The sequence below is a fragment of the Sphingomonas sp. OK281 genome (assembly GCF_900115295.1).
In the GTDB taxonomy this organism is placed as follows: domain Bacteria; phylum Pseudomonadota; class Alphaproteobacteria; order Sphingomonadales; family Sphingomonadaceae; genus Sphingomonas.
Genome location: NZ_FOVZ01000005.1, coordinates 244952 through 258490, shown reverse-complemented (window position 1 = coordinate 258490; position 13539 = coordinate 244952). Strand labels below are relative to the sequence as shown.

Here is a 13539-nt window from a genome sequence, read left to right as displayed (position 1 = left end):
GCCCCTCTCCTCTTTTATCGGCCCGTATCAGAAACTTCCCGCTTCCGCGCGGACTCGCTCCGCGACGAAATCGGCGACCGCGCGGATGCGTGGCACCCGCGCGAGATCGGCATGGAGCACCATCCAGTAGCTCCGGACGACCTCGACCGCGTCGGGCAGCACCCTCACCAGCCGCATGTGCGGACCGACCGCGAAACAGTGGAGCAGGCCGAAACCGAGCCCCGACGCGACCGCCTCCATCTGTGCCGCGACCGAACTGGAGCGGAAGACGCACCGCTTGGCGAGCGAGCGATCGAGGTTACGCAGTTCGGGCAGGTCGATCATCTCCTCGATATACGAGATGAACGGCTGCGAGCGCAGCGCCGCCAGTGTCTCGATCGGCCCGACGCGTGCGAGCAAGTCTTCGGATGCGTACAGGCCGATCCGGTAATCGACAAGGCGCGCCGCCTGCAACCGGCCCTGGTCAGGCCGATGCAGGCTGATCGCGATGTCGGCTTCGCGCTTCGACAGGTTCACGGTGCGCGATTCGGGTGCGAGTTCGAGTTCGATCTGCGGATGCGCCGCGTTGAGCAAATGCGCGCGCGGGGCGATGAAATATGTGCCGAACGCTTCCGGCGTCGACAGCCGCACGACGCCGGAGACCGCACCGTCCTGCCCCTCGATACGGCGACCCGCGGCCAGCACCTCGTCCTCGATCCGCTCGGCATGCTCGATCAGGTCGAGCCCCGCCTTGGTCGGCTGGACGCCGCGCGGCGAGCGATCGAACAGCCGCGTGCCGATCGAGCTTTCGAGCGCGGTCAGGCGACGCGCGAGCGTGGTGTGGTTCAGTCCGAGCGCGCGGCCGCTTGCGACGAAGCTGCCGCTACGCGCGACGGCGAGGAAGATGCGCAGATCATCCCAGTCCAGCACCTACAAAAACGCACAACGACTTCGCATCCTACCCGTATATCTGCGCAAAATCGCAGATGCTATCCCATCCTCATAAACAAAGGATGAGGAATCCCCGATGCGCACGATCCACCACTTCATCGACGGCACGGCTTCGACCGCGACGCCCACGCGGCTCGGCGACGTCTACGATCCCGCGCTCGGCGAAGTGCAGGCGAAGGTCGCGCTGGGCGATGCCGCGCTACTCGACGAGGCGGTCGCGAATGCGAAGGCGGCACAACCGGCCTGGGCCGCGACCAACCCGCAGCGCCGCGCCCGCGTGATGTTCCGGTTCAAGGAACTGATCGAGACGCACATGGACGAACTCGCCGAACTTTTGTCGCGCGAACACGGCAAGGTGATCGCCGATTCGAAGGGCGACATCCAGCGCGGGCTCGAAGTGGTCGAGTTCGTCTGCGGCATCCCGCATCTGCTCAAGGGCGAATACACCGAAGGCGCCGGCCCCGGCATCGACGTCTATTCGATGCGCCAGCCGATCGGCATCGCCGCCGGCATCACGCCGTTCAACTTCCCGGCGATGATCCCGCTCTGGATGTGCGCGCCCGCGATCGCCTGCGGCAATGCGTTCATCATCAAGCCGTCCGAGCGCGATCCATCGGTGCCGGTGCGCCTCGCCGAACTAGCGATCGAGGCGGGCCTGCCCAAGGGTATCCTGAACGTCGTCCACGGTGACAAGGAGATGGTTGACGCGATCCTCGACCATGCCGACATCAGGGCGATCAGCTTCGTCGGATCGTCCGACATCGCGCAATATGTCTACGGCCGCGGTGCCGCGAACGGCAAGCGCGTGCAGTGCATGGGCGGCGCGAAGAACCACGGCATCATCTTGCCGGACGCCGACATGGACCAGGCGGTCGCCGACATCATCGGCGCTGCGTACGGCTCGGCAGGCGAGCGCTGCATGGCGCTGCCGGTGGTGGTGCCGGTCGGCGAGGAGACCGCGGAACGCCTGCGTGGGAAACTGATCGCGGCGATCGCCGATCTGCGCGTCGGCGTGCCGACCGATCCTGAAGCGCATTACGGGCCGGTGATCGGCGCGGCGCACAAGGCGCGGGTCGAGGCCTATATCCAGATGGCTATCGACGAGGGTGCCGAGTTGGTCGTCGACGGGCGCGGGCTGACGTTGCAGGGCTACGAGAACGGCTATTTCATGGGGCCGACGTTGCTCGATCGCGTGACGCCCGAGATGCAGAGCTATCAGGAGGAGATTTTCGGGCCGGTGCTCCAGATCATGCGCGCCAGGACATTCGAGGAGGCGGTGTCGTATCCGACCAACCATCAATACGGCAACGGCGTCGCGATCTTCACGCGCAACGGCGACTTCGCGCGGAAATTCGCGAGCAGCGTCGAGATCGGCATGATCGGCATCAACGTGCCGATCCCGGTGCCGGTCGCGTATCACAGCTTCGGCGGGTGGAAGCGTTCGGGCTTCGGCGACCTCGACCAGTACGGCATGGACGGCATCCGCTTCTACACGCGCACGAAGAAGGTGACCCAGCGCTGGCCGGCGGCGGACGTCACCGCGGGGTCGGTGGTGGATCAGAGCTTCGTCATTCCGACGATGGGGTAAGGGGCGGCAGCGCATTCGTCCTGCACCACCCCCGCGGAGGCCGGGCTGGGCGATCGCAGTTAAAACTGTTTCCCCGCGAAGGCGGGGACGCAGACTCGGCTCCCGCCTTTGCGGGAGAACAGGTAGGCGGGAGATAGCCGCCGAACTTCTCCCGCCGCCACGCGTCCCCCAATCTCATCGTCGGCACGATGCCGGGAGGGTTGACGCTCGGACCCCCGCCCCCTCTACAATCGGGAAAGCGAGCGAACAGGCACGCGGTACATTCGAGGACGCCATGAAGCCCGGAACGAAGCTCAAATCCGTCGTCTGCGACACCGAAGTCATGGTCATCCGCGGCGGTAGCGACGGCGTGGTGGCATGCGGCGGCGCGCCGATGGCGGACGAGCGCTCCGCCGAGCGCGGCACGATCGACCCGGCATTCGCGGAGGGTACGCGGATAGGCAAGCGCTATGTCGATGCAGGCGGCACGGTCGAGCTGCTGTGCGTCAAGCAGGGGGCTGGATCGCTGTCGCTCGACGGTGTCGCGCTCGTCACGAAGGACGCCAAGCCCCTGCCCGCGTCCGACTGACGCCCGACCATGAACATCTCGCTCTTTCTCCAGATGGCGGCGGATACCGACGCCGACCGGATCGCGTTGGTCTGCGACGGCCGACGCTGGTCCTACGGTGCCCTCTACCGCGCTGCTCAGGGGGCCGCGCGAAGCATCCGAGACAGCAATGCGACCCATGTCGCGCTGCTCGACGAAAGCAGCGAGGCTTCCGCAATCGCGCTGTTCGGCGCGGCGATCGCGGGGGTCCCGTACGTGCCGCTCAACTACCGGCTCGCGGATGCCGACCTCGGCGCGTTGCTCGCTAGGATCGCGCCCGCCTATGTCATCGGGAATGTCGAGCGGGTCGGCAAGCTGAGCACGGAGGTTGGCCATAGCGCGTGGTCGCGCGCCGATTTCGTCCGCGAGGCCGAAGCGCATGCGGACGGCCCCGAGCTCGACGAAACCGACGAGACGATCGCGATTCAGCTGTTCACCAGCGGAACCACCGCGGCGCCCAAGGCCGCGTTACTGCGCCATTCGAACCTGCTGTCGTATATCCTCGGCACCGTCGAGTTCGGGTCGGCACCCGAGAACGACGCCGCGCTGGTCTGCGTCCCGCCTTATCATATCGCGGGAATCGCGGCGGTGCTCAGCTCGGTCTATGCGATGCGGCGCATCCTGATGCTGCCCGCGTTCGATCCCGAGGCCTGGCTGGCGCTGGTCGCAGCCGAGCGCGCGACCAACGCCTTCGTCGTGCCGACGATGCTGTCGCGGATCGTGACCGCGATGGATACGAAGGCACCCGGCGACATCGCGTCGTTGCGCGCGATCGCCTATGGCGGCGGTCGCATGCCGGCCGAACTGATCGACCGCGCGCTCGACCTGTTCCCGGATACCGGCTTCACCAACGCCTACGGCCTGACCGAGACAAGCTCGACGGTCGCGCTGCTTGGCCCTGAGGACCACCGCGCCGCGCATCGTACGGATGACGCGGAAATTCGCGCGCGGCTGTCTTCGGTCGGCCGGCCGCTGCCGACGATCGAACTCGAGATCCGCGACGAAGACGGCAAGGTGCTTCCCGCCGGTGAACGCGGTGAGATCTACGTCCGCGGCGACCAGGTATCGGGCGAATACAAGGAACGTAGCGCACTCGATGCGCAGGGCTGGTTCCCGACGCGCGACGCCGGCTGGATCGACGCGGACGGGTATCTCTTCCTCGCTGGCCGCGCGGACGACGTGATCGTGCGCGGCGGCGAGAATATCTCGCCGGGCGAGGTCGAGGACGTGCTGCTGACGCACGCCGCGATCGCCGACGCGGCGGCAGTCGCGGTAGCATCGGCGGAATGGGGCGAGGCGGTCGGCGTCGCGCTCGCCTGCCGCCCCGAACATACCCGCCCCGACGAGGCGGAGTTGCGTACGCTGATCCGGGACCGGCTGCGCTCGTCGCGCGTGCCGGAGCGGATCATGTTCGTCGACACGCTGCCCTATAACGAGATGGGCAAGTTGCTCAGACGTGAGGTCCGCAAGCTGTTCGAGGGCTGACATGACAGTCGCCATGCCGCTTGCCGATGTTGCCGAAACCTGGGTGCGCGATTTCGAACACTTGACCGGGCAAAGGCTCGCGGCGGTCGATGGCGCGACCCTGCTGGGCGAGCGCGGGATGCTCGGCGGCTTCCGTATTCCCAGCCGGGGATCGGCGGGCGGCGGATGCCGGATTTTCGATACGCGGACCGGGGGCGTGGCGCTGAACCTCGCGCGACCGGACGACTGGACGCTGCTGCCGGCGCTGTTCGAGACTGACGCCGACTATCGCGACGTTGCAGCCGTTGCCGCCGGCATGGTCAGGCAGGATGGCGACGATCTCGTCGCGCGCGGCCGAGTGCTGGGGCTGGCGATCGCCGCCGCGAACGGAACGCCTGATATTGTACGTGCCTGCACGGTGATGATGCGGGCAGCTGCAAGTTCGCCACCGGGCAGGCGGGCGCCGCGGGTGCTCGATCTGTCCGCCTTGTGGGCTGGGCCATTGGCGGCACACCTTCTGTGGCTGGCCGGGGCCGACGTCACAAAGATCGAGAGCCGGACACGGCCCGATGCGATGCGGCGCGGTGACGCAGCTTTTTTCGCATTGCTCAACCAAGGCAAGGCAAGCGTCGCGCTCGATCTTACCGTCGCCGCCGAGCGCGAGGCACTCCTGGCGCTGATCGCACGATCGGACATCGTGATCGAAGCCGCGCGGCCGCGCGCACTCGAGCATCTCGGCATCCGCGCGAACGAACTGGTCCGCGGACAACCGGGACTGACCTGGATCACGATCACCGGGCACGGCGCGCAAGGCGATGCTGCGAACTGGGTCGGCTTCGGCGACGATTGCGCTATGTCGGCGGGGCTCGGTGCAGCGCTGCACGACGTCGCCGGACGAGCCGGTTTCGTCGGCGACGCAGTCGCCGATCCGCTTACCGGGATCCGTGCGGCCGGCTTCGCGTGGCAGGCCTGGGAGTCGGGTCAAGGCGGTCGGTACGGGCTCGCCATGAGCGGCGTCGTTGCGGAGGCGATGGCGATCGCCCGGCGGTCCGGCGATTTCGACGCCTCGCTCATCGCATGGGCCGCGGCCGAGGGAATGCCGTTTCCGACCGTGCAATCGCGCACCACAGGTCCGGTAGCGGCACTGGGCGCCGATACGCGAACGGCGCTGGCCGAGCTGCTTCTATGCTGATCCGCGGCGCCGAGCTGGAGGGGGGGCGCCTGGCCGATCTCCGCATCGAAAACGGCCGTGTCGTCGCGATCGGACAGCTATCCCCGGCCGCGGGAGAAGCGTCGATCGATGCGTCCGGCGGGCTGCTGCTGCCGGGCCTGCACGACCACCATATCCACGTCGCCGCGCTCGCCGCCGCCGCGGCGTCGGTGCAATGCGGCCCGCCCCATGTCACCAGCCTGGACGCGTTGACCGCAGCGCTGACCGAGGCGTCGCGCAGGTCCGATACGGGCTGGCTACGCGGCATCGGGTATCACCAAAGCGTCGCGGGGATGCTCGACGCCGGGATGCTCGATACGATCGCGGCGGACCGGCCGATCCGGATCCAGCACCGGGGCGGGCGGATGTGGTTTCTGAACTCGATGGCGCTCGATCTGCTGCTCGCCGGTCGATCCGCACCGCAGGGATTGGAGCGGGTCGATGGACGCTTCACCGGGCGACTGTTCGAGGGGGATGTATGGCTGAAGACCGCGCTCGCCGGTCGGCCGCCGTCCTTCGCAACGATCGGCACTATGCTCGCCGCGCGCGGCGTGACCGGCCTTACGGAGATATCGCCCGCGAACGACTCCGTGATCGCCCGACATTTCGCTGCCGAACGCGCAAACGGAAACCTGCCCCAGACGGTCATGCTGGCCGGGCGCAGTGCGCTGTGCCGGGATGACATGGCGGACGGTATGACGCTTGGCCCGGTCAAGCTGCACCTGCACGAAGCCGCGCTGCCGGCGTTCGACGATATCGTGCATTCGATCCGGGAGGCGCACGACCGGGGCCGCACGGTCGCGGTTCACTGCGTGACCGAGGTCGAACTGGTGTTCACGCTGGCCGCGATCGACGAAGCGGGTGCGATGCGAGGCGACCGTATCGAACATGCCTCGATCGCGCCCGACACCGCCGTTACGGAGATCGTGCGCCTCGGTCTCGCGGTCGTCAGCCAGCCGCACTTCATCGCCGAGCGCGGCGACGCGTACCGCGACAGCGTAGCGCCTGAGGAGCAACTGCTGCTGTATCGCCTGCGGGCGTTACTCGACGCGGGTGTGACGCTGGCGGGCGGCAGCGATGCACCGTTCGGCGGCGCGGACCCTTGGATGTCGATGGCCGCCGCGGTCTCGCGCCAGACTCACTCGGGGACAACGATCGGTGCGGGCGAAGCGCTTACCCCCGAACAGGCGCTCGACCTGTATCTCGCCGCCCCCGATGACTTGCGCCGGCGGCGGCATGTCGAGATCGGCGCACCCGCCGATCTCTGCCTGCTCGATCGGAGATGGGCGCGCGCGCGCGACGACCTGGCCTCAGTCGGAGTGCAGGCCACCTGGATCGACGGCCGGCGCGTCCACGATCGCATCGACCAGCCCCCAGCGTAGCGCCGTCGCGGCGTCGATCCGCTTGCCCGACAGGATCATCAGCGCCGTTCGCTGCCGGCCGATCCGACGCGGGATCGAGACGCAGCCGCCTGCCCCCGGCAGGATACCCATCGCCAGTTCGGGAAGCTGGAACCATGCAGAAGGCGCTGCCGTGATCCGTCCTGCAAACGCCGCCATCTCCAGCGCGGAGCCGATACAGGCGCCCTGCACGTGCATGTCGACGATGGGGCCACAGCGAGACAACGGATGCGCCGGCAGCGTCACGGCCCGGATCGCATGCGCGGTCGCGGGATCGCGCGTGGTTCCGAACTCGGCCAGATCGGCACCCACGCTGAACGCCAGCCCGACCGAGCGCAGTTCGACGCGCGCGATGTCCGGGTCGAGCGCGGCGATCGTGAACGCCTCGAACAGCGCATCGCGGAGTGCCCGGTCGACCGCGTTGCGCGCGCCGGGCCGATCGATCACGATCCGCAAGCAGGTGTCGTCGCGGTTCAGCACAATCCGGCCAGGCGGCGCAGGGTCGGTCCGTGGCTGTGCGACGATCCAGTCCGTATGCTCGACGCTCCCCTGCAGCATCGCGTAGGTTATCGACTCCAGCGTCAACGCAGCGCGCGCATCCATGCCTTCGGTACACCGCAACAGCTGCACCGATGCCGCTGCCGCGTAAGGATGACAGGTCGCCTGTTCGACGATGCGCTCGGCCGTGGCTGGTGCTTCGACGATCGTATCGAAGTGCCGTGATCGTGGATGCAACGGATCGCCAACGCCGATTATCGGAAACGGCGGCAGGTGAAGTTCGCCGAAATCGTCCGCCAGTTGATCGACCTCGACGAACGCCAGCGGCATCCGGTCGCCGGCCCAGTGCGACGCCAGGAGCGCGGGATCGATCATGTAGGGATCGACGCTCGTCACCTTGGTTTTCGCCCTCCCCGGCCCGATTGACCGCCCCTACGATGTGCCCGCGCTTGCCGGTCCGGTAAAGCGACTTAAAATGGTCGCGATGAGACCGCTGACCGAACTCTGCGCCGAAACGCTGACGATCGACCCGTCCCGTTCGGCAATAGAGTTCGACGGCATCTGGCATGACTGGGGCGCGGTCCAGAGGTTGGCGGCCGAGATGCGGGCGTTGCTCGCCGCGCTCGGGATCGGCGTCCGGACGGTCAGCTTCGTCCCGCGTAATCGTCCGTCCGCGCTCGCCGCCTTCCTCGGGATGCTGGTCGATGGTCGCAGCGTCCGGATGATCTACGCCTTCCAGTCCGCGCCCGCGATCGCCGCCGCGATCGAACGGGCGGGGTCGGCGGTCGTCGTCATGGCGGAGGATGATTTCACGCCCGAGGTACGCGCGGTGCTGGCCTCCCGCAGCATGGCGGGCATCGCGCTGTCGGGCATGAGCGCGCAGCTCGTCACCGGCTTCGACCGGGCTGAACCGCGACCGGACGACGGGCCGCCCCGCGTCGAGATCCTGACCAGCGGAACGACGGGGCCGCCAAAGCCGTTCGCGATCCCGCATGCGGTGATCGCGCAGTTCGTCCTGGCCCAGGGCATGTCGCTGATCGACGATCCGGCCGAGCCGCCCTTCCTGATGTCGTTCCCGATCGGCAATATCTCAGGCGTCTACAGCATTGCCGCTTCGCTGTTGCGCGGCAAGCGGATCGTCCTGCTCGACCGGTTCTCGGTGGAGGCTTGGCGCGCCTTCGTCGTTCGCTATCGGCCCAGCACGGGAGGCGCGCCGCCCGCTGCGGTCGCGATGATCCTTGACGCGGAGATACCGGTCGCGGACCTGTCCTCGCTAAAATTCTTCAGCACCGGTGCAGCGCCGCTCGACCCGGACGTGCAGCGCCGTTTCGAAGTGCGGTATGGCATCCCGATTCTGCTGTCCTATGGCGCGACCGAGTTCGGTGGCCCCGTAGCGGCGATGACCCCGCAGCTTCACGACGAATGGGGTCCCGCAAAGTTCGGCAGCGTAGGCCGCGCGATGCCCGGCGTGGCGCTGCGGGTGCGCCATTTCGACACCGGCGAGATTCTTGGTCCGGGCGTGGAAGGAATATTGGAGGTCGTCTCGCCGCGGATGGGACCGGACTGGATCCGCACCTCGGACATCGCGGTCGTCGATGCGGACGAGTTCCTGTTCCACCGCGGCAGGGCCGACGGCGCGATCATGCGCGGCGGCTTCAAGATCCTGCCCGAGACGATCGAGGCGGTCCTGCTGCGGCATCCTTCGGTCTCGACCGCGGCGGTGGTCGGCGTGCCGGACCCGCGCGTGACCGAAGTCCCTGGCGCAGTGATCGCGGTGAAACCGGGCAGTTCCGCGCCGTCGATCGCCGCGCTCGAGGCGTATATTCGCCAGTACCTGCCGGCGACGCATTGTCCGGTCCATTGGCGGTTCGTCGATGCGCTGCCGAAGAACCCGTCGTTCAAGATCGACCGACCCGCACTGAAGCGGATGTTCGCGGGTGACGATCCCGCTTGATCGCCCGGACGCTCGATTGCCCGCGACGCTTGCCCCGCTCCCCCGCCGCCGCATAAATCCGGCAGAGGGGGATTGAAGGTTTGACCGACACATCGCAGCGGGCACCTGAACCAGGCGAAACGCGCGTTACGCCGCTGGGGTGGCGCATCCGCTGGGATACCGCGCGCGCCGACCGCGCCTATGCCGATGGCTGGTGGCGGAGCAACACGATCGGCGATGCCCTGCGCCAGGAGGCGGAAACGGCGCCCGACCGCATCCTGATAGTCGATTGCGACACGCGACTAAGCGCTGCCGACCTCCATCATCGCGCAACGCGTCTTGCGCACGCAATGCTGTCGCGGTTCGGCCCCGGCAGCGTCGTCTCGTTCATGCTGCCCAACTGGCACGAAGCGGCGGTGATCTACATGGCGACGGCGCTGGCGGGGATGGTCGCGCACCCGATCCTGCCGTCGTTGCGTGATCACGACCTGCGCTTCATGCTGGCGGATATCGGCAGCCGCATGATCTTCGTGCCCGCGACGTTCCGCGGGCACGATTATGTGGCGATGCTGGCGCGGGTCGGCGCTGCGCTGGAGGTGCCGCCGGAGATCGTCGCGGTGCGCGGTGCAGCGGGACCGCACACCGCCTATGACGGCCTGTTCGAGGTCAGCCCCGATACCGCGTTGCCATCGCTGGGTGCCGACGAGGTCCGGATGGTCATGTATACGAGCGGGACGACCGGCCGTCCGAAAGGCGTGATGCACACGCACAACTCGATCAACGCGCTGATCCGGCAGATCGGCGCGCACTGGTTGATCGAACCCGGCGACCGGTTCCTCGTCCCCTCCCCGATCAGCCATATCGGCGGCTCGATCTATGCCTTCGAGACGCCGTTGCTGTTCGGCACGACCGCGATCCTGATGGAGAGTTGGGAACCCGATGCCGCGATCGAGATCATGGAGCGCGAACGCTGCACGCACATGGCAGGCGCCACGCCGTTCCTTCAGCATCTGTTGGCGTCGGCGCGCAAGGCCGGCACGCGCCTGCCCGATCTCAAGCTGTTCATCTGTGGCGGGGCATCGGTGCCGGCCGCGCTGATCCGCGACGCCGCCGGGTATTTCGCGAACGCCGTGGTAAGCCGCGTCTATGGATCGACGGAGGTCCCGGTGACCACCGTCGGCGTGATCGACCGTGACGATATCGACCACGCCGCCGATACCGATGGCCGCGTCGGCATCGCCGTGCTGAAGATCGCGGATACCGGCGAGATCCGCGCGAAGGGACCGCAGATGCTGGTCGGCTACGTCCATGCCGAGGACGAGGCGAGCGCGTTCGATGACGACGGCTATTACCGCACCGGCGACCAGGGCGTGCTGGTGGACGGCGACCATCTGGTCGTCACCGGCCGAATTAAGGACCTGATCATCCGCAACGGCGAGAACATCTCGCCGAAGGAAATCGAGGACCTGCTCGCCGCGCATCCCGCGATCGCCGAGATCGCGATCGTCGGCGTGCCCCATGCGCGCACCGGCGAACGTGCGGTGGCGGTCATCGTGGCGCGAGATTTGGCGGTCATCGACGTCGAGGCGCTCGCGACGTTCCTTGCAGGCTTCGGCGTGGCGCGGTTCAAATATCCCGAGGAGGTCGCGCTGTGGGATTCGCTACCGCGCAACGACGCCGGCAAAGTGCTGAAACAACAGATCCGCGCGACGTTGGTCGAGCGGGCTGGGTGTGCCGTCTGACAGGCACGGTCGTTCGCGAAGCACCCTGCCAACCCGCAAACGCCCCGTTACCCCGGACTGGTTCCGGAGTCCATTCCACCGCGAGGAGAGCGGTTTGAGCCTCCAGCCTTATCCTTGCGGAACCGTGGCCCCCGGAACCAGTCCGGGGTAACGGTGCTCTCGCAATTTCAAATTCTCAAGTCTCTAGGGAAACCGCGAAACCTAACCGCCGTTGCGCGCCATCTCGAAGCTCACGCCCAGATGCTTCAGGAAGCCATGCGGCCCCTCGGCTTCGGTCGGGACCACCGGGAACACGAACGGGTCCGAGCGATCCGCGATGTCCGCCTCTCGCGCGCCGACATCGGCCATCGTCCAGGCCGACTGCCACGCGCCTTTGGTTTCCGCAAGATAGGCGGTGGCGATGCGCCCCCCAAGCGCGACCAGCGTCTCGCCCGAGATGCCGCAACTCTCGTGCGCGAGCCAACCGACCGCCGGCGCCACGAATTCGGGCCCGAGCGGAGGGAACTGCGTGACGTCGATACCTTCGGACATCCGCGTCACCGCGCTGGGCGCGATGCAGTTCGATTTGACGTTGTGCGGCGCGCCTTCGATCGCGGCGGTATGCGACAGTCCGATCAGCCCCGCCTTGGCCGCGGCGTAATTGGCGACTTCGTGATTGCCATAGAGCCCACCGATCGAGGTGGTCATCACGATCCGCCCATAGCCAGCCTTGCACATCGCCGCGAACGCGGGCTGGAGGACGTTGAAGCCGCCGACCAGATGGACATCGAGCACCGAGCGGAAGACCTCCTCGCTCATCTCGGCAAGCGGCGCGCGGCGCACGTTGCCCGCGTTGTGGATCAGCACGTCGATCCGGCCATAGGTGTCGAGCGCCTGTTCGACGATCGCCCTGCCGCCGGCCGAGGTCGCGACCGTATCGCGGTTGGCGATTGCCTGCCCGCCGGCTGCCTCGATCGCCGCGACGACATCGCCTGCCGGATCCTCGCGCGTGCCGTCGCCCGCCATGCTGACGCCGAGATCGTTGACCACCACCCTAGCGCCATGCGCACCGAGCAGTTCTGCGTACGCGCGTCCGAGCCCGCGCCCGCCACCGGTAATGACGACGACACGGTCATCGAATCTCAGTTCAGTCATGCGATAATCCCTTCGGCATCGGTCTGCGTATCGATCCCCAAATCCATCGGCGTATCGATCGGCATGATGCCGGGTATCATGCGTCCGCAAGACCAGAAACCGCCGCCCGCACGCACCGTCGACAATCCGGCCCGGCGATGAATCCCGCCGCCGGATTGACAAGCCATGGCCCGATGCTGCCCGCATCCTGGGCAGCAGCGCCAGAAACATCACCGAAAGGGACCGTCAATGCAGGTAGCCATCGTCACCGGCGCAGGAAGCGGGATCGGGCTCGGCACCGCGAAGATGCTGTACGACGCTGGCATGGCGATCGTCGGCATCGGCCGCGACCTCGCCAAGCTGACGACGCTGGAGGCAACCATCGGCGATCCCGATCGGCTCGCTACTTTGTCCGTAGACGTGACCGCCGAGGACGCGCCGCATCGGATCGTCGGCCTCGCGATCGAACGCTTCGGCCGGCTCGACTTCCTGATCAACAACGCCGGTGCAGGCAGCCCCAAACCGCTGCATGAAACCGACGACGCGATGCTCGACGGGTTCCTCGACGTGATGCTGCGCGCGCCGTTCCGGCTGTGCCGCGAGGCGATCGGGCATATGGGCGACGGCTGCGGCATCGTGAACGTCACCTCGACCTATGCGGTGATCGGCGGGCGACGCGGCGGCGCATACTCCGCCGCGAAGGGCGGCCTGACCTCGCTTACCGAGCATATGGCCTGCGAATACGGACCGCGCGGCATCCGTTCCAATTGCGTCGCACCGGGCGTGACGATGACCGACATGGTCCGCCACCGGTTCGACGACGAGATGTTCAAGCGCGTCAACGTCGAGACGACGCCCTTCCCGCGCCTCGGCGAAGTCTCGGACATTGCCAGCACCATCGCGTTCCTCTGCTCGCCAGGTGCCGGGTTCATCAACGGCCAGACGATCGTCGTCGACGGCGGCTGGACCACGACCAAGTACATGTCCGACCGCGCGCTCCGGACGAACTGGGTCGAGCCATCGTAGCATCGGCAGGATTTCGCCGGGGCGATGAGGCGGGCCAATGCTTGCCTCG

General features: G+C 67.3%; 11 protein-coding genes. 8 read left to right on the top strand and 3 right to left on the bottom strand.

The genetic code is table 11. The annotated features are described in order from the left end of the window. Window positions 1-27: 27 nt before the first annotated feature. Window positions 28-909, bottom strand: coding sequence for a LysR family transcriptional regulator (locus BM244_RS17855; RefSeq protein WP_093400264.1), 882 nt, complete (start codon window positions 907-909; stop codon window positions 28-30). Between the two features lie 97 nt (window positions 910-1006). Between BM244_RS17855 and BM244_RS17850 the strand changes: the two genes are divergently transcribed. From BM244_RS17850 to BM244_RS17830, 5 genes are all read left to right on the top strand, one after another. After that, complete coding sequence (locus BM244_RS17850; RefSeq protein ID WP_093400263.1) at window positions 1007-2518, top strand: CoA-acylating methylmalonate-semialdehyde dehydrogenase; 1512 nt, start codon at window positions 1007-1009, stop codon at window positions 2516-2518. A gap of 274 nt (window positions 2519-2792) precedes the next feature. Continuing rightward, window positions 2793-3086, top strand: coding sequence for a hypothetical protein (locus BM244_RS17845; protein WP_093400262.1), 294 nt, complete (start codon window positions 2793-2795; stop codon window positions 3084-3086). A gap of 9 nt (window positions 3087-3095) precedes the next feature. Beyond that, entirely contained in the window at window positions 3096-4589 is a 1494-nt protein-coding gene (locus tag BM244_RS17840) for a class I adenylate-forming enzyme family protein (RefSeq protein WP_093400261.1), read from the top strand. Between the two features lies 1 nt (window position 4590). Next, window positions 4591-5760, top strand: a complete 1170-nt coding sequence (locus tag BM244_RS17835) for a CoA transferase (protein WP_093400260.1) — start codon at window positions 4591-4593, stop codon at window positions 5758-5760. Continuing rightward, entirely contained in the window at window positions 5754-7160 is a 1407-nt protein-coding gene (locus BM244_RS17830) for an amidohydrolase family protein (protein ID WP_093400259.1), read from the top strand. The genes BM244_RS17835 and BM244_RS17830 overlap by 7 nt, the downstream gene beginning before the upstream one ends. Here the strand turns inward: BM244_RS17830 and BM244_RS17825 are convergent. Beyond that, a complete protein-coding gene (locus tag BM244_RS17825) occupies window positions 7089-8072 on the bottom strand; it encodes an enoyl-CoA hydratase/isomerase family protein (RefSeq protein ID WP_254784541.1) in 984 nt (327 codons plus the stop codon). The genes BM244_RS17830 and BM244_RS17825 overlap by 72 nt on opposite strands. An 88-nt stretch (window positions 8073-8160) precedes the next feature. Here BM244_RS17825 and BM244_RS17820 point away from each other — a divergent pair, with 88 nt between their 5' ends. Continuing rightward, the gene (locus BM244_RS17820) at window positions 8161-9630 is read left to right on the top strand and encodes a class I adenylate-forming enzyme family protein (protein ID WP_093400400.1); all 1470 of its coding nucleotides are present in this window, start codon (window positions 8161-8163) and stop codon (window positions 9628-9630) included. An 80-nt stretch (window positions 9631-9710) separates the two neighbouring features. Then, window positions 9711-11351 carry an AMP-binding protein gene (locus BM244_RS17815; protein ID WP_217649155.1) on the top strand — a complete coding sequence of 547 codons (1641 nt, stop codon included), beginning with the start codon at window positions 9711-9713 and terminating at the stop codon, window positions 11349-11351. Between the two features lie 201 nt (window positions 11352-11552). On the opposite strand, the gene BM244_RS17810 is transcribed toward BM244_RS17815, so the two are convergent. Next, entirely contained in the window at window positions 11553-12485 is a 933-nt protein-coding gene (locus BM244_RS17810) for an SDR family NAD(P)-dependent oxidoreductase (RefSeq protein ID WP_093400258.1), read from the bottom strand. Window positions 12486-12713: 228 nt separating this feature from the next. Here BM244_RS17810 and BM244_RS17805 point away from each other — a divergent pair, with 228 nt between their 5' ends. Next, window positions 12714-13490, top strand: a complete 777-nt coding sequence (locus tag BM244_RS17805) for an SDR family NAD(P)-dependent oxidoreductase (protein ID WP_093400257.1) — start codon at window positions 12714-12716, stop codon at window positions 13488-13490. Window positions 13491-13539 lie beyond the last annotated feature (49 nt).

What these genes read in the sequence shown, in the direction of transcription:
- BM244_RS17810 (WP_093400258.1), bottom strand. Translation starts at nt 12,485, where the DNA reads ATGACTGAACTGAGATTCGATGACCGTGTCGTCGTCATTACCGGTGGC.
- BM244_RS17835 (WP_093400260.1), top strand. Translation starts at nt 4,591, where the DNA reads ATGACAGTCGCCATGCCGCTTGCCGATGTTGCCGAAACCTGGGTGCGC.
- BM244_RS17845 (WP_093400262.1), top strand. Translation starts at nt 2,793, where the DNA reads ATGAAGCCCGGAACGAAGCTCAAATCCGTCGTCTGCGACACCGAAGTC.
- BM244_RS17830 (WP_093400259.1), top strand. Translation starts at nt 5,754, where the DNA reads ATGCTGATCCGCGGCGCCGAGCTGGAGGGGGGGCGCCTGGCCGATCTC.
- BM244_RS17840 (WP_093400261.1), top strand. Translation starts at nt 3,096, where the DNA reads ATGAACATCTCGCTCTTTCTCCAGATGGCGGCGGATACCGACGCCGAC.
- BM244_RS17820 (WP_093400400.1), top strand. Translation starts at nt 8,161, where the DNA reads ATGAGACCGCTGACCGAACTCTGCGCCGAAACGCTGACGATCGACCCG.
- BM244_RS17850 (WP_093400263.1), top strand. Translation starts at nt 1,007, where the DNA reads ATGCGCACGATCCACCACTTCATCGACGGCACGGCTTCGACCGCGACG.
- BM244_RS17805 (WP_093400257.1), top strand. Translation starts at nt 12,714, where the DNA reads ATGCAGGTAGCCATCGTCACCGGCGCAGGAAGCGGGATCGGGCTCGGC.